The organism is Marinobacter sp. EVN1 (assembly GCF_000475375.1).
Taxonomy (GTDB): domain Bacteria; phylum Pseudomonadota; class Gammaproteobacteria; order Pseudomonadales; family Oleiphilaceae; genus Marinobacter; species Marinobacter nauticus.
Map to the genome: position 1 here is coordinate 280,027 of NZ_AXCB01000023.1, position 15,015 is coordinate 295,041.

Annotated in this window: 17 protein-coding genes; 8 read left to right on the top strand and 9 right to left on the bottom strand. The window is 57.6% G+C overall.

All coding sequences use genetic code 11. The features are described from left to right. Position 1 precedes the first annotated feature (1 nt). Positions 2–1,168 carry a GNAT family N-acetyltransferase gene (locus tag Q674_RS32885; RefSeq protein ID WP_023009144.1) on the top strand — a complete coding sequence of 389 codons (1,167 nt, stop codon included), beginning with the start codon at positions 2–4 and terminating at the stop codon, positions 1,166–1,168. 47 nt (positions 1,169–1,215) lie between these two features. Beyond that, positions 1,216–1,878 carry a hypothetical protein gene (locus tag Q674_RS32890; RefSeq protein ID WP_022991481.1) on the top strand — a complete coding sequence of 221 codons (663 nt, stop codon included), beginning with the start codon at positions 1,216–1,218 and terminating at the stop codon, positions 1,876–1,878. A 6-nt stretch (positions 1,879–1,884) separates the two neighbouring features. Here the strand turns inward: Q674_RS32890 and Q674_RS32895 are convergent, their stop codons facing one another. After that, positions 1,885–2,100: a dodecin gene (locus Q674_RS32895; RefSeq protein ID WP_011786317.1), complete on the bottom strand. Its 216-nt coding sequence runs from the start codon at positions 2,098–2,100 to the stop codon at positions 1,885–1,887. Between the two features lie 156 nt (positions 2,101–2,256). Between Q674_RS32895 and Q674_RS32900 the strand changes: the two genes are divergently transcribed. Beyond that, positions 2,257–3,030, top strand: coding sequence for a DUF3750 domain-containing protein (locus tag Q674_RS32900; RefSeq protein ID WP_014422234.1), 774 nt, complete (start codon positions 2,257–2,259; stop codon positions 3,028–3,030). Between the two features lie 136 nt (positions 3,031–3,166). On the opposite strand, the gene Q674_RS32905 is transcribed toward Q674_RS32900, so the two are convergent. The 3 genes from Q674_RS32905 to Q674_RS32915 all read right to left on the bottom strand — a co-directional run bounded on the left by Q674_RS32905 (position 3,167) and on the right by Q674_RS32915 (position 5,607). Then, on the bottom strand, positions 3,167–4,474 hold the full coding sequence (locus Q674_RS32905; protein ID WP_023009145.1) for a hypothetical protein: 1,308 nt from the start codon (positions 4,472–4,474) through the stop codon (positions 3,167–3,169). Between the two features lie 85 nt (positions 4,475–4,559). Next, the gene (locus tag Q674_RS32910; RefSeq protein WP_023009146.1) at positions 4,560–4,871 is read right to left on the bottom strand and encodes an AzlD family protein; all 312 of its coding nucleotides are present in this window, start codon (positions 4,869–4,871) and stop codon (positions 4,560–4,562) included. Beyond that, positions 4,861–5,607, bottom strand: coding sequence for an AzlC family ABC transporter permease (locus Q674_RS32915; RefSeq protein ID WP_014422238.1), 747 nt, complete (start codon positions 5,605–5,607; stop codon positions 4,861–4,863). The genes Q674_RS32910 and Q674_RS32915 overlap by 11 nt, the downstream gene beginning before the upstream one ends. A gap of 303 nt (positions 5,608–5,910) precedes the next feature. Here Q674_RS32915 and Q674_RS32920 point away from each other — a divergent pair, with 303 nt between their 5' ends. Next, complete coding sequence (locus Q674_RS32920; protein ID WP_022991484.1) at positions 5,911–7,008, top strand: Leu/Phe/Val dehydrogenase; 1,098 nt, start codon at positions 5,911–5,913, stop codon at positions 7,006–7,008. 90 nt (positions 7,009–7,098) lie between these two features. Next, complete coding sequence (locus Q674_RS32925; RefSeq protein ID WP_014422240.1) at positions 7,099–8,511, top strand: sodium-dependent transporter; 1,413 nt, start codon at positions 7,099–7,101, stop codon at positions 8,509–8,511. Between the two features lie 7 nt (positions 8,512–8,518). Here Q674_RS32925 and Q674_RS32930 read toward each other — a convergent pair whose 3' ends face one another. Genes Q674_RS32930 through Q674_RS32940 form a run of 3 tightly spaced genes read right to left on the bottom strand, consistent with a single transcriptional unit; the run spans position 8,519 to position 11,578 of the window. Beyond that, positions 8,519–9,415 (bottom strand): NAD-dependent protein deacetylase, encoded by an 897-nt coding sequence (locus tag Q674_RS32930; protein ID WP_023009147.1) that lies wholly within the window; start codon positions 9,413–9,415, stop codon positions 8,519–8,521. A 28-nt stretch (positions 9,416–9,443) separates the two neighbouring features. Beyond that, positions 9,444–9,995 (bottom strand): DUF1415 domain-containing protein, encoded by a 552-nt coding sequence (locus Q674_RS32935; protein ID WP_023009148.1) that lies wholly within the window; start codon positions 9,993–9,995, stop codon positions 9,444–9,446. Further along, positions 9,992–11,578, bottom strand: a complete 1,587-nt coding sequence (locus Q674_RS32940) for an ABC-F family ATPase (RefSeq protein WP_023009149.1) — start codon at positions 11,576–11,578, stop codon at positions 9,992–9,994. The genes Q674_RS32935 and Q674_RS32940 overlap by 4 nt, the downstream gene beginning before the upstream one ends. Positions 11,579–11,758: 180 nt before the next feature. Here Q674_RS32940 and Q674_RS32950 point away from each other — a divergent pair, with 180 nt between their 5' ends. Beyond that, positions 11,759–12,037, top strand: a complete 279-nt coding sequence (locus Q674_RS32950) for a peptidylprolyl isomerase (protein ID WP_008939100.1) — start codon at positions 11,759–11,761, stop codon at positions 12,035–12,037. A 57-nt stretch (positions 12,038–12,094) separates the two neighbouring features. Here Q674_RS32950 and Q674_RS32955 read toward each other — a convergent pair whose 3' ends face one another. Then, on the bottom strand, positions 12,095–12,922 hold the full coding sequence (locus Q674_RS32955; protein WP_023009150.1) for a DUF2059 domain-containing protein: 828 nt from the start codon (positions 12,920–12,922) through the stop codon (positions 12,095–12,097). Positions 12,923–13,111: 189 nt separating this feature from the next. Between Q674_RS32955 and Q674_RS32960 the strand changes: the two genes are divergently transcribed. Continuing rightward, on the top strand, positions 13,112–13,741 hold the full coding sequence (locus tag Q674_RS32960; protein ID WP_141067148.1) for a lysozyme-like domain containing protein: 630 nt from the start codon (positions 13,112–13,114) through the stop codon (positions 13,739–13,741). A 1-nt stretch (position 13,742) separates the two neighbouring features. Here the strand turns inward: Q674_RS32960 and Q674_RS32965 are convergent, their stop codons facing one another. Beyond that, complete coding sequence (locus Q674_RS32965; protein WP_031210210.1) at positions 13,743–14,642, bottom strand: LysR family transcriptional regulator; 900 nt, start codon at positions 14,640–14,642, stop codon at positions 13,743–13,745. A 127-nt stretch (positions 14,643–14,769) separates the two neighbouring features. On the opposite strand from Q674_RS32965, the gene Q674_RS32970 reads away from it, so the two are divergent. Then, positions 14,770–14,964, top strand: a complete 195-nt coding sequence (locus Q674_RS32970; protein WP_014422246.1) for a hypothetical protein — start codon at positions 14,770–14,772, stop codon at positions 14,962–14,964. Positions 14,965–15,015 lie beyond the last annotated feature (51 nt).

The window sequence follows — 15,015 nt, forward strand, 5'->3', positions numbered from 1 at the left end:
CATGTCAGAAAACGCGCCACGCGAACTCACTCTGGAGACCCGAGCCAGTATTGCCGCCATCCCGAAATCGGACTGGCAACGACTGGCGGGGGTCTCCAATCCGTTTCTTCGATACGAATTCTTTCAGGCACTGGAAGAGAGCGGCTGCACCCGCACCGAAACGGGCTGGCCCCCCAGCCACCTGGTATTCAAACACGAAGGCCGGATTGTGGGCCTGGCACCCGCCTACCTGAAAACCCACTCCATGGGTGAATATGTGTTCGACTGGTCCTGGGCCGAGGCCTACCAGCGATACGGCCTGCCCTATTATCCAAAGCTGTTGCTCGCCATTCCGTTCACACCGTCTGCCGGACCCCGGCTGCTGCTGGACGCTGAGGTGCGGCGACAGCTGACACCCGAACGCCTGCACGACTTGCTGGATACCCTGACACACCACCTTGGGGCACACTCCTGGCACCTGCTGTTTCCCAACGCCGAAGACCAGCAACTGCTGGCGCATGACGATGAACTGCATCGCATCGGCTGCCAATTCCACTGGCACAACCACAACTACCACAGCTTCGACGATTATCTGGCGGCATTGAATTCCCGCAAACGCAAATCCATTCGCAAGGAACGCCGGCAAGTGACGGAACAGGGCATCACCTTTGCCCGCTTCCATGGCAAGGATATTTCAGACCAGGTTCTTGCGACCTTCTATGTGTTCTACCAGGCCACCTATCTGAAGCGGGGCCAGAGACCATACCTGAACAAACAGTTTTTCGAGTTACTGAGAGAGCAGCTACCCGAGCATATGCACGTGATCATGGCGATCAAACACGGCGAAATGATCGCCGGGGCCCTGTTTCTGTCGGGGCAAAACACGCTTTACGGCCGGTACTGGGGCTGTCTGGACGAGTACAATCACCTCCATTTCGAGACCTGTTACTATCAGGGAATCGAGCTGGCGCTGGCGCTTGGGCTGACACATTTTGATGCCGGCGCCCAGGGCGAACACAAACTGGTTCGGGGGTTTGAACCGGTGATCACCCATTCCTGGCACGGTATACAGCACCCCGGATTCCGAGACGCCATTGCCGACTTCACCCGCGAAGAAGCAGACCAGGTGCAAGGGTATTTTGCCGAGGCGGAAACCTTACTGCCGTTTAAACAACAAACACCGCAATAGTCTGTATACTGAGCGATCAGGACAGGACTTCAATCAGGTGAACGGCCATGGATACCGGTCTGCCAGGAAGCATACTCACCGCATTTGATCCACCCCTGATGGTGGCATTGGGTGCCTTTGTGCTGGCGCTTCTCAGCCTGATACTGGCATCCCGGTTACGGAACAAAAACCAGAGCCAGCTCAGCGCATTGAGGGAAAGGTCGGACACCCTCTGGCGTGAAATGGATGACATCCGGGTCAGCCAGTTCAACCGCTCAGATCATAGCCCGTCGACCAGCCATTCCTCACTGGACCAAGCCCGTTACCAAACGGAAATGGAAGCCTACCAGAAGACCTGGCCGGCCATCTGGCTTCTGCACGAACGCCTGGGGCAGTTTCTGCGAACTGTCGAAACCGGTGAATCCGCCAACGACTTACGTCTGGAGGCCAGAAACGCTGCGCTGGACGCCCGAAATCACCTGAACCAGCACCGCCCCTTCTGTCACGAAACGGTGGATGAACTGCTCACCCGGCTCATTGACGTGGAAATCAAGGCCCACCTCGCCGCCTGCCAGTACCTGGACCTGGTGAAGGAAGTCCGGCACGGCGCTTCCGATCACGACCGGAGAGTCCTGCACGACAAGTTTCACAGCCTGCATGAGGGCGAGGCTCGGGAGCTTTTGAATCACCTGGTGACCACCATCCGGCACCGCGCCATAAGAAGCGGCTAAGTTTGCTTAGCTATCGGCAATCCGGAAACCGATTTTCAGGCCCACCTGATAATGACCGACCTTTCCGTCGACAATGTGGCCACGGGTTTCCGTTACCTCGAACCACTCCATATTGCGAACACTTCTCCCACACTCATCCAGCGCGTTCTGAATGGCATCTTCAATGCTTGTCTTTGATGAGCCTACGATTTCCACTTTTTTGTAGACATGGTGATCAGACATGACAGCCTCCTGACTCAAGAATATTTACACGTTGAGCCTAGAAGCCAGCGTGAGCTTGGGCAAACTACCATTCTTTAACCTGCTTCATCCATTGACCGTTAAAAGGCGTATCATCTTGCCTGTAGCATGCTGGAAATACTCGAACCGGACCTGTAAATGAAACGACTTCTCAAATACGCCGCGGGCCTGCTCGGCGCCCTGCTGTTGCTTCTGGGCGGCCCCCTTCTGTTGGCCGCCAGCAGCAGCCTTGAGGTTGCGGAGAGCTGGCGTACCGCCAGCCGGGAAAGCGCCGGTATAGCGCCTCGACCGGAACAGGTGGAGGAAGCCATTATTCAGGTCTATGGCGCACGCGCCTGGAGCTGGCGAGGCTACTTTGCGGTACATACCTGGATTGCGACCAAAGAACAGGGCGCTGATTATTATCAGGTGCACGAGGTCACCGGCTGGCGCACCTACGTGGTCAATTCCCGCCCCGGCGACCCGGACAGACACTGGTACGGCGCCAGGCCGGAACTGTATGCAGACATTCGGGGAGAGAAAGCCGCGGCCTTGATTCCTCAGATCTACCAGGCAGTGGAAAATTATCCCTACCCCACCCAATACGAAGCCTGGCCGGGGCCAAACAGCAACACCTTCGTGGCCTGGGTGATACGGGAAACGCCGGATTTCGACGTAGCCCTGCCCAGCCACGCCATCGGCAAGGACTACCTGGGTGACCGACTGATCGCCCCAAGCCCGGGTGGCGCGGGCTATCAACTATCCCTGGGTGGATATTTCGGTGTCTTGGCCGGGGTTCGAGAGGGTCTGGAAGTGAATATTCTGGGGTTGTCGCTGGGTATCAATCCCATGGCGCTGGGGATCAAATTACCGGGACTCGGCGAGCTGGCCTTGCTTGACACAAACCCCATGCACGAGCAACCAGCTCGCTAGACGCTCAGGGGTGGGGGTGGTCTCCCAAAAATGTCGGAGGCCATGGATGGCCGGAGAGAAGCGCACATGGAAGTGCTTGTAGCGGTTTTTGGGAGGCCACCCCCAACCCAGAGCTGGCTCAGCTTCGGCATCAAGTTCAAAGCTTGGCGAATTCCAGATACCGACTGGCAGCTTGCTTCTTCTCATCCTGGCTGTTCAGCAACTCCAGCCGCAATTCATCAATGATCTTCAGATAACCATCCAGCGGGGACTTTTCTTCGCCCTGCTCTTTTGAAGCCTCAATAAACGCCTGCTGCTTCTCACGAATTTCGTTCAGTTTTTCTATGGCATTGCGGATCGCTTCCTCTCGTGCAGAAGCTGCGCCGCTCATCTCGGGTTCAGCGTTACGAACCCCAAGAACGGTTTCAACCGCCGGGGCCGATTCGGTGTTCTGTTCCGCCAGGTCCAGCTCTTCCAGAGTCCGAACTTCACCGTCAGTGGTCAGGTAAATACCAGAGGCCTTGATCTGCCCCAGGGGCACGCCCTGAGGATTGGTCAGAGTGAAGCGGTCGTCCATGCTGTCGACATACAGTGCCTGGACACCAACCTCCGCCAGCGAGCGCAGATCCTGGCCGCCATCAGCCGTCTGTACCCACACCGACAGGGACTGAAAAATCTCATCGTTAGCATCTATCCAGCGATTACCATCGTCATCAAACGCAGCCAGCTCGCTGAAGCCAGATCCACTTTCCGGGCCGAACAATTCGCTGCCATCGTCCACTTTACCGTTACCATTGCGGTCAAAAACCAGATATCCGCTGCCCGCGCCCAGAGAGGCGAACTGCGCAGTCTCGCCGTTGCCCGTCATGTCGAATTCAAACAGGGTGTCGGTCAGTCTTGCGGTAGAAGCACCAAAGTTGATCACCAGCGGATCAGTCAGGGGACGCTCCTGAATCTGGATCAGCTCGGAATATTCATAGCTACGCGACTGGGACTGCCTGAGCGACAGGGTAAAGTCGATGGTTTCACCATTGTCGAGGGTAATACTGCCAGTCGACGCGAAGCTGCGGGTTTCGCTTTCGGAGTAGAACATATAGCGACCGGCAGAAACCGACAGACTCTTCAGCGATTCCGCAGCTGCTTCACCTCCCAGGGCGGCTCGGCTGACCGTCAGCGCCTGCTGCCCCATCAGGAACAGCTCTGAAGACTTTTCGACCAGTTCCGAACTGGTGAAGGTGGCCGCTCGGTTGGCCCCGGTCACCTCACTGGTGCTGGAAAAGGCCATCTGCTCCTGGCTGCTGTAGCGATACGCCGCCTGTCGGATCAGCGACACTTCGCTGCCCCGATTGGTCTGCCCCTGCGGCTCCGGGGCGGCAGACTGGCGGATTCTCAGTTGGGAACTGTCAAACGCCGAGACCTGGCGGCTGCTGTCCTGAAACAGCGAAATCTGGCTGGATGCAATCATGGAGTGGTACCTCAGTGACACTGGGTCACTTAACGGCACCATCACCGAAAACTTGAGCAGATTTCAACCACACCCACCGACGACATCAGAGCAAATAACGAACCGTCGCAGCGGCCAGCAAGCCAATAGCGATAGCGGGAAGCGGCTTGTGGAACACAAGCATGGAAACCGTCGTGGCTACCAGTGCTGCCAGCGCACCCAGATCGCCACCCACCGCCATGGGTACAATGATGGCGATCAGCACCGAGCTGGCCATGGTATTGATAAAACTCTCTACCCTCGGATTGATGCGCACAAACGACATCACGAACACGCCGCCAAAACGGGTAATCAGTGTCACCACTGTCATGATAGTGATCAGCGCCAGCACACCGAGGGTGGTAGTTTCAATGGTCACCAGACACCTCCCGCTGGCTATCCGCCACCTCGGTTTTGTGTTCCAGCCAGAACAAACCGACCAGACCACCAGCGATCGCGCCAACCACCACGTGCATATTGGGCGGTAGCCATTTCCAGGCGGCAAGGGAGGCTGCGCCGGAAACGCACCAGGCGACCAGCACCCGCGGGGATTTATTGCCACCCAGTGCCATGGCCAGCAGGAAGCAACCCAGCACCATATCCAGCCCGAAGGCTTTGGGGTTCTGTAACAAACCGCCGAAGTAGACACCCAGGGCTGTACCAACAATCCAGGCCAGCCACAGAACCAGGCCACCCCCGATAATCACTTCCAGATTGCGCCTGCCATTCTGGTAATCCTGGGCCGAGACCGCCCAGTTGGCATCGGTCAGCAATAGCAAGAGCGCATAACGCCGCCCGGGAGAGACTTCCCTGAGCATCGGGTATAGCGAGGCGCCCATCAGCAGGTGCCTGGAATTGATGGCAAAAACCACGGCGATCAAAGGCAGAACCGAGACATCGGCGCCCCAGATATCCACCGCCGCAAACTGCGAAGCGCCAGCAAACACGGTCGTGCTCATCAGGATAGACTGCAGCGGCGTCAACCCTTCCTGAATGGCGGCCAGACCAAAGGCAGCACCAAACGCCACCACAAAGAATGAGATGGGGAGCAGGCGGAAGAACTCGGAACGGACTTTCCGCGAATCAAACTGATAAGGATAGGAGGCGACAGACATCTGAAGAAGCTAAGCCGGATAGTGCAAAACGCGTATAGGTAGAAACCACCATTAAGCGTTTTTTTTCTTACCAGTGCTCAGGCAGTTAGATGATTAAATCAAACAAGTTCACAATTCCGCCGGCCGCCAAGGTTGACGTTCACGTAAACTTGCATTAGCTTGAATTTCGTCCGGCCCCAAAAGGGCAACCCGACCAATCCTTCGGGAGGACACCTGAAATCGACACCCTGGCCACAAGCCAGACCGACAAAAACAAGACAGAACCTGCCGCCGGGATCCGGCTGTGCGGGAGAGGATTTCAACATGCTGTTCAGCCATCCGGAGTTCGATCACCACGAACACCTGTCGTTTTTCTGCGATGCCGAAACCGGCCTCAAAGCCATTGTCGCTATTCACAACACCTCCCGCGGCCCCGCTTTAGGCGGTTGCCGAATGTTCCCTTACGCCAGTGATGAAGAAGCGCTGCGAGATGTGCTTCGCCTGTCCAGGGGAATGACCTACAAATCGGCCCTGGCCAATCTGGACCTGGGTGGTGGCAAATCCGTGATTATTGGCGATCCGCGCAAGCACAAAACACAAGCCCTGCTGGAGGCTATGGGCAAGCACCTGGAAAGCCTGGGAGGCCATTACATTGCGGCCGAAGACTCCGGCACCAGCGTGCCGGATCTGAAAGTGATGGGGCGCCATACCCGCCATGTGGCCGGCGTTGCCTACCGTACCGGATTCGACGGCACCCCCAGTAACGGGGATCCCTCTCCTGTCACCGCTTACGGCACCTTTGTTGGCCTCAGAGCAGCAGTAAAACACCGGCTCGGCAGCAACGACCTTACCGGCCTGAAAGTAGCCATCCAGGGCATCGGTAATGTCGGGTTCCGCCTGGCCCAACACCTGAAAGACGCTGGCGCTGAACTCTGGGTGAACGATATTCACGCCGACAACATGCAGCGAGCTGTCGACCAGCTCGGCGCACACGCCGCCTCGGCGGAAGACATACTGACTCTGCCCGTGGATGTTATCGCACCCTGCGCCATGGGCGCCGTCCTGAACGACCGCAGTATTCCTGCCATTCGCGCCGGTATCGTCGCAGGCGCGGCCAATAATCTGCTGGATCGCCCGGAACACGACGCGGCACTGAAACAGCGGGGCATTCTGTACGCTCCAGACTTTGCGATTAACGCCGGCGGCATCATTGATGTGTTCTACGAACGCACAGGGGCATCCCCGGAAAAAGTGCGCGCCCATGTGGAAACCATCGGCGACACCCTGACCGAAATTTTTAACCGTTCTGACCGCACCGGGCTCCCTACCGGTGAAATTGCCAATGAACTGGCTGAAGAACGGTTCACCAAGCATGCCGCGGGTGCTGGGCTGGCGCCCCAGCGGCTGTCTCGCACCGGATAACCTGACACCGGTGCTTCCCCTTGGGAGCCGCAGTCTCTGCGGCTCCATTTTTAACCCCAGTAACAAAAACAAGACCTTCGGGAGAAAACCATGTCTGTCTCATCATCCGGTTCTGCTGCCTATTCCGGCAGCCTTGAGGGCTCCAATGCCCAGCGCGGGCTCTGGTCATCACGGCTCGCGTTCATCCTCGCGGCCACCGGTTCCGCTGTGGGCCTCGGAAACATCTGGAAATTCCCCTACGTAACCGGCGAAAACGGCGGTGGCGCTTTTGTGTTGGTCTACCTGCTGTGCATCGCCATCATCGGTATTCCCATCATGATGGCCGAGGTGATGATCGGCCGTCGTGGTGGCCACAGCCCGGTTAACAGCATCAAGGCGATCGCCCAGCGGGACGGACTGAACCCGGCCTGGAAACTGGTCGGCGCCGTGGGCATTCTTGCAGGCTTCCTGATTCTGTCGTTTTACTCGGTGATTGGTGGCTGGGCCATTTCCTACGTTGGCACCACCGCCAGCGGCCAGCTCTCCGGCCAGACCGCAGATGCCGTGGGTGCGATTTTCTCCGGCCTGCTGAGCAATCCCGGCACCCTGTTGCTGTGGCACACGGTGTTCATGGCCCTGGTGATGCTGGTGGTGGCGAAAGGTGTGCGCTCCGGCCTGGAGCGGGCCGTCAGCATTCTGATGCCGGCACTGTTTGTACTGCTACTGATTGTGGTCGGCTACGCCATGACCACCGGCCACTTTGGCCAGGCGGCAGCCTTCCTGTTCCAGCCGGACTTCTCCAAGCTCACCACCTCCGGCGTACTGGTGGCACTGGGACACGCATTCTTTACTCTGAGCCTGGGTATGGCGGTGATGATGGCTTATGGCTCCTACCTGCCCAAGAAGATTTCCATCGCCAAAACCTCCATTACCGTCTCGGTGATTGATACCGGTGTCGCCCTGCTGGCCGGCCTCGCCATTTTCCCGATTGTCTTTGCCAACGGCCTGGAGCCCGGTGCTGGCCCTGGCCTGATTTTCCAGACCCTGCCCCTGGCCTTCGGTCAGATGCCCATGGGCTCACTGTTCGGCACCCTGTTCTTTGTACTTCTGATTTTCGCCGCCTGGACCTCTGGCATTTCCCTGCTGGAACCGATCGTTGAATGGCTGGAAGAACAAAAGGGCATGAACCGCACCGTCAGTACGCTGGGTGCCGGTGTGGTGTGCTGGGCTCTGGGTATTGCCTCTATTCTGTCGCTGAACCTGTGGGCGGATTTCGCACCACTGGGCTTCATCCCGATGCTGGAAGGCAAAACCATCTTCGACCTGCTGGACTTCTTCACCGCCAACATCCTGCTGCCGCTGGGTGGGCTACTGGTCGCGCTGATGGCCGGCTGGGTAATGTCGAAACCGGCCATGGAGAAAGAGCTGGCCCTGTCACCGGGTACGTTCAACCTGTGGTTTGTCACCGTGCGCTTCATCACCCCGATTGCGGTGGGCGTGGTGTTCATCTACAACCTGATGTAAATAACGCTCACAACTGATCGAGGGAGGCCTTCAGGGTCTCCCCGATCCTCGCGTTCAGTTTCAGATCCACCAGATCCTCAGCCCGGGTCCGCCCCAGATTCAGGGTGGCAATGGGCTTTTTCCACTCGCTGGCGTAGCGGCAGAAACGGAAGCCGGAATACACCATCAACGACGAACCAATCACCAACAGGCCATCGCTCGCCTTGAGTACATCAAGCGCAGAGTACACCCTGTCCTTTGGCACATAATCCCCGAAGAACACTACATCCGGTTTCAGGATACCGGCGCATCTGGGGCAGTCCACCGGTCGGAACTCGGAAAAATCCACATCCAGATCGGCATCCCCATCCGGTGCCGTCTCCGCTGTGTACTTCCGAAATCCGGGATTGAGCTCGGCGCAACGGTCATGCACCTCATCCCGGGGGCAACGATAGCCGCAGCCCATACACACGACTTCGTCCGCCCGCCCGTGTAGATCCGTCACCGCCCGGGTACCCGCCTTCTGGTGAAGACGATCCACGTTCTGGGTAACCACCAGGCTGCTGTGGTTGAGCAGTTCCAGATCCGAAATGTAGTGATGGGACGGGTTAGGCGCGGCATTACGCATGACCGGCCAGCCAATCAGACTGCGCGCCCAGTATCGCTGGCGGGTGAGGAAGTCCTCCATGAACGCCTTATGCTGCACCGGTTGCTTACGCTTCCAGGCACCATCGCCATCACGATAATCCGGAATACCGGAATCCGTGCTCACGCCGGCTCCGGTGAGAATCATCAATCTTGGATGTTGCTGGATAAACTCCGCTAGCAACGCCCCGGCTTCGTTCGGGTTATGCATCACTGGCGGCGTTTCCAGCTCGGGCAAGCGCTGGCTGGAACTGAATGGACGGGTTCGATGCTCAGTCATTTCCGTTACAACTCAGAGGCTCGGAATGTCAGGTTTCGGCGTCAGTGCACCGTTTCAGAATAGTACGCATCTTCTCCACACCGAGCTCATTCATCAACGCAATATTCCGGTCGGGAATACCATCTACGTCCGGATAGTGATCAATAGCCGCTTCCAGACTCGCCTCCCGCAACAGGTGCAGCATGGGGTACGGTGATCGATTGGTGTAGTTTTCCGCGGCCTCTGCATCGGTGCCGGCGAACTGATAGTCCGGATGGAAACTGGCAACCTGAAAGACACCTTCCAGCTCCAGATAGCTCAGCAAGGCATCCGCGGCATCGAGAAATTCGTTGTAAGCGAGAAAATCCTGCAACACACCAGGATGGATCAACAACGTGGTTTCGACGTCCGGCTCGTCTTCCAGGCGCTGCAACTCTGACTGCAACGCCTGTAGCAGCTCATCCTCGTTCTCCGCCTCGCTGACGACAAAACGCACGCGGTTCTTGACCAACTCGCGCTTGGCGAAGGGGCAGAGGTTATAACCAACCACCACATCTTCAACCCATTGCCGGGTGGCGCTTACAACCAGTGGTTCATTCATAGGTAGCCCTGGCTCCGAAGATAATCGTCATAGGAGCCACTGAAGTCAGTCACTCCATCAGCTGTGAGCTCAATAATCCGCGTCGCCAGCGAGGAGACAAACTCGCGATCATGGCTTACGAAAATCAGCGTTCCCGGATAGTTCTCCAGCGCCAGGTTCAAAGCCTCGATAGACTCCATATCCAGGTGGTTGGTGGGCTCGTCCATCAGCATCACATTCGGTTTCTGCAGGATCAGTTTGCCGAACAGCATGCGGCCCTGCTCACCCCCCGAGATTACCTTTACAGACTTGCCGATATCATCACCGGAAAACAGCATCCGCCCCAGCGTACCGCGCACTAATTGTTCGCCGCCGGTGGTCCATTGCGCCATCCAGTCGGTGAGGGTCTCGTCGCGGGCAAAATCCGCGGTGTGGTCCTGGGCGAAATATCCAACCTCGGCACTGTCGGTCCACTTCACCTCGCCGGAATCTGGCTCATAAGCGCCAGCCAGGCATTGCAGGAGTGTGGTTTTACCAATCCCGTTCGGGCCAATAACAGCCACGCGTTCTCCCGCCTCAATCTGCAGATCCAGGTTTTTGAACAAGGGGCCTTCGTCGAAGCCCTTGGTCAGACCTTTCAGAGTCACGGCCTGACGATGCAGCTTCTTGCCCTGCTCGAAGCGGATAAAGGGACTCACGCGGCTTGAGGGCTTCACCTCTTCCAACTGGATCTTGTCGATCTGACGGGCGCGAGAGGTGGCCTGTTTGGCCTTGGAGGCGTTGGCGGAGAAGCGGCTGACGAACTGCTGCAATTCCGCAATCTGGGCTTTTTTCTTGGCGTTGTCCGCCAGCATGCGCTCTCGGGCCTGGGTGGCGGCGGTCATGTATTCGTCGTAGTTGCCGGGGAACAGGCGCAGCTCACCATAATCCAGGTCCGCCATGTGGGTACATACACTGTTCAGAAAGTGACGGTCGTGAGAGATGATGATCATGGTGCTGTTGCGGGCCACCAGAATGTTTTCCAGCCAGCGGATGGTGTTGATGTCCAGGTGGTTGGTGGGCTCATCCAGCAACAGTACGTCGGGGTCAGAAAACAGAGCCTGTGCCAGCAGCACACGCAGTTTCCAGCCCGGCGCCAGAGCACTCATGGGGCCGTTGTGCTGCTCCAGAGGAATATCCAGGCCCAGCAGCAACTCACCGGCTCGGGATTCCGCGGTGTAGCCATCCATTTCGGCAAACTGCACTTCCAGGTCTGCCACGGCCATACCGTCTTCCTCACTCATCTCCGGCAGCGAATAAATGCGGTCCCGCTCCTTTTTCACATTCCAGAGTTCTTCGTGGCCCATAATCACAGTGTCCATCACTGAGCACTGTTCATAGGCAAACTGATCCTGACGGAGCTTACCCAGCCGGGTATTCGGTTCCAGCATAACCTGGCCCGCCGATGGCTCCAGATCACCACCCAGAATTTTCATCAGGGTGGATTTACCGCAACCATTCGCCCCGATCAGGCCGTAACGGTTGCCGTTGCCGAATTTGGCCGACACATTTTCAAACAGGGGCCGCGCCCCGAACTGCATGGTGAGATTGGCGGTGGAGATCAAGAAACAAACCTGTCGAAGTAGAGGCCGACGAGCGCCGGCGAAAAGAAAGCCGGCATTGTACAGGTTTGCACCAGAGACTGTGAGGCCGCAGAAACACGGACAAAAACCACTTGCCTCAGGGCGCCGCTGCGGGCAGCATTCCGGTCTGTGTTCCATTCACCCAACGACAGGAAATTGATCATGGCACAAGCAACCGCACGCCACATTCTGGTAGACAGTGAAGCCAAGTGTGAGGAACTGAAGAAAGCCATCGAAGGTGGCCAGGATTTCGCAGAAGTCGCCAAGCAGCACTCGTCCTGCCCTTCCGGCCGTAACGGCGGCGACCTGGGTTCTTTCGGGCCGGGCCAGATGGTTCCGGAGTTCGACAAAGCCGTTTTCAACAGTGAGCTCAATACTGTGATCGGCCCCATCAAGACCCAGTTTGGCTACCACCTGCTGGAAGTCACCAGCCGCAGCTGATCCGCTGATTGGCCCGGCCGGTGTTCGGAATATCTCCGACGCCGGCCGGGGTGCGTCCTACTCCGATCCTGCCGGCGGTGCCATGAACCTCGATATCTGCCGTCCGATGCTTTCCACCGGCTCCATGATCGCCTGCTGAATACTGCTGGTCACAACCTGAGAAAACTGCTTACCGGCGGGGCTTTCGAGGAAGTCCAGGTACAATGCCAGCTCTTGGGCGCTCACCTTGTCGTAGGTATAAAGATAGCTGTCGTAGACCTGCTGGCCAACCACACCCCGAAGCATTCCTCGCTGGTTTTCGATACGGCGCTCCAACTGCTCGTAGTGCATTGATTCGCTGCTGAGTGCCGACATGGCAGTGGCCAACCCCAACTGAACAGCAATGGTGGTATCCACCGCGCTTTCGGTTGCCCGGGCGGCCCGGTCGAATCGATCGAACATCTCGGCTTTGGGAGTGCCTTTGTACTTTCGATTCAATTCCGGCGCTCTGGCCTGTATCTGCGGCCAGGCTTCCGGCGCCGAGGCGGCAATCTCTGCGCTCGAGATTTTTCGGGCGACGGGTGTCCGGTACCACTCACTTACCGCCTGAAGCTGTTCGTCCGTGAGCTGTGCTTGCAGATCGGTAATGATCTGCTGCTCAATTTTGTCGGCGCTGAAACTGCTGCTCACGACATAGCCAACGGTATCCGCCACCATGGGCGGCACCTGACCGCGTTGTTTCAGCCCTTCCCGAATACCCTGGCTTAGCATCGCCGGGTATTGCTCAACAATGTCGTCAATCGGGGAGGCTTCGAGCACGCTGGCGGCATCCGGGGCCGCCTGAGCTGAGCCCGCGCCAAGCATGGCAACGACTAAAACAGGTTTAACTAGGGCCAATCGCTTCATTTACCTATCATCCTGACTAATACAATGACTCTCTTATGCCATGGGCCCAAGGCTGGCAGCAAGCAATCCAGGGGTTCAGGAGATGACAGTTTGGTAGGAATACGCAACAGGTCAGGCCGAAAGAAAAAGAGCCGCCATAAGGCTGAAAAAGCACGCTGGCTTCGCCTGGCCAAATGGTATGGGCCACCGGTGGCCGGCCTACTGATCGGGATCTGGGCCACGCTCCGCTTCAGCCTGCTGGCTCCGGATCCCCCGGCGAGACCGGAAAACCTTTGCGACATTTTCCGGGAGCATCCGGTCTGGTACGACTATGCCAGCGCGTCACAACAACGCTGGGGAACCCCCATTGCCACCCAGATGGCCTTTGTCTTTTACGAATCATCGTTCCGAAGCCATGCCAGACCACCGCGTACCCGGCTATGGGGTCTGATTCCGTGGGCAAGACCAACCACAGCCTTCGGTTACGCCCAGGCCCTTGATCCAGCCTGGCAGGAATACCTGGCAGCAAACGATGGTGACTGGCTGACGGTGCGCAGCGATATGAAGTATGCCCTGGATTTCGTCGGCTGGTATAACCGCCTGAGCCACCAGCAACTGGGTATCCCCTATACCGCCCCGAGGGAATTGTACCTGGCCTACCATGAAGGCAGAACCGGCTATGCCCGGCGCTCCTTCGACCGTAAGCCGCAGCTTCAGGCCCTGGCCAGCCGGGTCCGGGCCAGGGCTTACCGCTACCACAACCAGTTGCAGCAGTGCGAAGCGGAGTTCCAGTGCTGGCGCTGGTACCAGTTCTGGCCGTTCTGCTCGGCTGAAGACTGAGCTACAGGGCTCCCGAAATCTCGATCACCGACTCCAGACCCTGCAAGCGCTCTACCAGAAACTCCATGACCATTCTGACCCGGGCCATCTGCTGGGTATCCTGGTTTACATGGAGCCAGAGGTCGATGCTTTCACCCTCCAGAGGATCGGACAGCCGCCGCAATTCCCTGGTGGCGTCGCCCAGGTAACAGGGCAGCACCGCCAGGCCTGCCCCGGCCCGGGCAAGGGCATGCATGGACTGCAGGCTATTGCAGCGAATCACCGACGTGACATTTTTCAGCTGTTTGCGGTACCAGCGCCCCGTTGCCAGGTGGCTGAAGGATTCGTCTGGCAGTATCCAGGTACAGCCTTCCGGCTGATTCTCAATATCCATGTTCCGGTGCCGGCGGCAGTATTTTGCTGCGCCATAGACCGCGGATTCGATTGCGGCAATCCGTTCACCCTCCAGCGTTGCCTGGGGCTTGTTCTCCGGCCGAAGGGTAAGGTCGGCTTCCCGGTGGCTGAGATTAGCCACATCGTTATCGGTGAGAACTTCCAGCTCAATCTCGGGATAGGTGCGCACCATCTCGGCCAGAATCGGGCTGAGCAGTTCATTCATCATCACGTCTTCAGCGGCCACACGAACCTTGCCAACCGGTGCGGAATCATCCCCCACCAGTTTGCGCTCAAGGTTTTCCATATCGGTAGCCAGCCGTTCAGCCTCCCGAAAGGCCATTTCTCCCACGGGGGTGAGCTGCAATCCGCTCTGGTTACGCTCAAAAAATTGCACCCCCAGCGACTCTTCCATCTGATCAAGTCGCCGTAAAACAGTCGTTTGGTGAACACCCAGAATTTCACCGGCTTTTGCAAGCGTTCCGCCTATTGCAAGGGCCCTTATATATCGAAGATAATCCCAGTCCATAATCACTGCATATTTGCAACAAGGGTACGGATTTTAACGTATTCAAGCTGCAAAAAAGAATCCTTAGAATTGAACGTAAATTAAAGATAGATCGCTAACAATCCACCAGATGAAGGAGGAAGGCGCTATGACTCAGAACCATATCGCAACCGTTAAACCGCTGCCGTCCAGTATCCTCCACAACAGTACTGAGGTCAGGCGCCAGTATACCCGCGCTGCCGCAAGGCAGGCGATGCAGTTTATCAGCCGCAAGGTGCGAATTTTCAATCGCAAGGCGGTAGCCGTGGCGCAGGATATGCCCCAGGTTCAGGGCGGCCACTAAAACAGACTGCACGCCTTTCGGGGTTGCTGAATAAAAAACGCCGGCATGTTT

What these genes read in the sequence shown, in the direction of transcription:
- Q674_RS32920 (WP_022991484.1), top strand. Translation starts at nt 5,911, where the DNA reads ATGCTGTTCAGCCATCCGGAGTTCGATCACCACGAACACCTGTCGTTT.
- Q674_RS32955 (WP_023009150.1), bottom strand. Translation starts at nt 12,922, where the DNA reads ATGAAGCGATTGGCCCTAGTTAAACCTGTTTTAGTCGTTGCCATGCTT.
- Q674_RS32970 (WP_014422246.1), top strand. Translation starts at nt 14,770, where the DNA reads ATGACTCAGAACCATATCGCAACCGTTAAACCGCTGCCGTCCAGTATC.
- Q674_RS32965 (WP_031210210.1), bottom strand. Translation starts at nt 14,642, where the DNA reads ATGGACTGGGATTATCTTCGATATATAAGGGCCCTTGCAATAGGCGGA.
- Q674_RS32900 (WP_014422234.1), top strand. Translation starts at nt 2,257, where the DNA reads ATGAAACGACTTCTCAAATACGCCGCGGGCCTGCTCGGCGCCCTGCTG.
- Q674_RS32885 (WP_023009144.1), top strand. Translation starts at nt 2, where the DNA reads ATGTCAGAAAACGCGCCACGCGAACTCACTCTGGAGACCCGAGCCAGT.
- Q674_RS32890 (WP_022991481.1), top strand. Translation starts at nt 1,216, where the DNA reads ATGGATACCGGTCTGCCAGGAAGCATACTCACCGCATTTGATCCACCC.
- Q674_RS32925 (WP_014422240.1), top strand. Translation starts at nt 7,099, where the DNA reads ATGTCTGTCTCATCATCCGGTTCTGCTGCCTATTCCGGCAGCCTTGAG.
- Q674_RS32895 (WP_011786317.1), bottom strand. Translation starts at nt 2,100, where the DNA reads ATGTCTGATCACCATGTCTACAAAAAAGTGGAAATCGTAGGCTCATCA.
- Q674_RS32950 (WP_008939100.1), top strand. Translation starts at nt 11,759, where the DNA reads ATGGCACAAGCAACCGCACGCCACATTCTGGTAGACAGTGAAGCCAAG.
- Q674_RS32905 (WP_023009145.1), bottom strand. Translation starts at nt 4,474, where the DNA reads ATGATTGCATCCAGCCAGATTTCGCTGTTTCAGGACAGCAGCCGCCAG.
- Q674_RS32915 (WP_014422238.1), bottom strand. Translation starts at nt 5,607, where the DNA reads ATGTCTGTCGCCTCCTATCCTTATCAGTTTGATTCGCGGAAAGTCCGT.
- Q674_RS32935 (WP_023009148.1), bottom strand. Translation starts at nt 9,995, where the DNA reads ATGAATGAACCACTGGTTGTAAGCGCCACCCGGCAATGGGTTGAAGAT.
- Q674_RS32930 (WP_023009147.1), bottom strand. Translation starts at nt 9,415, where the DNA reads ATGACTGAGCATCGAACCCGTCCATTCAGTTCCAGCCAGCGCTTGCCC.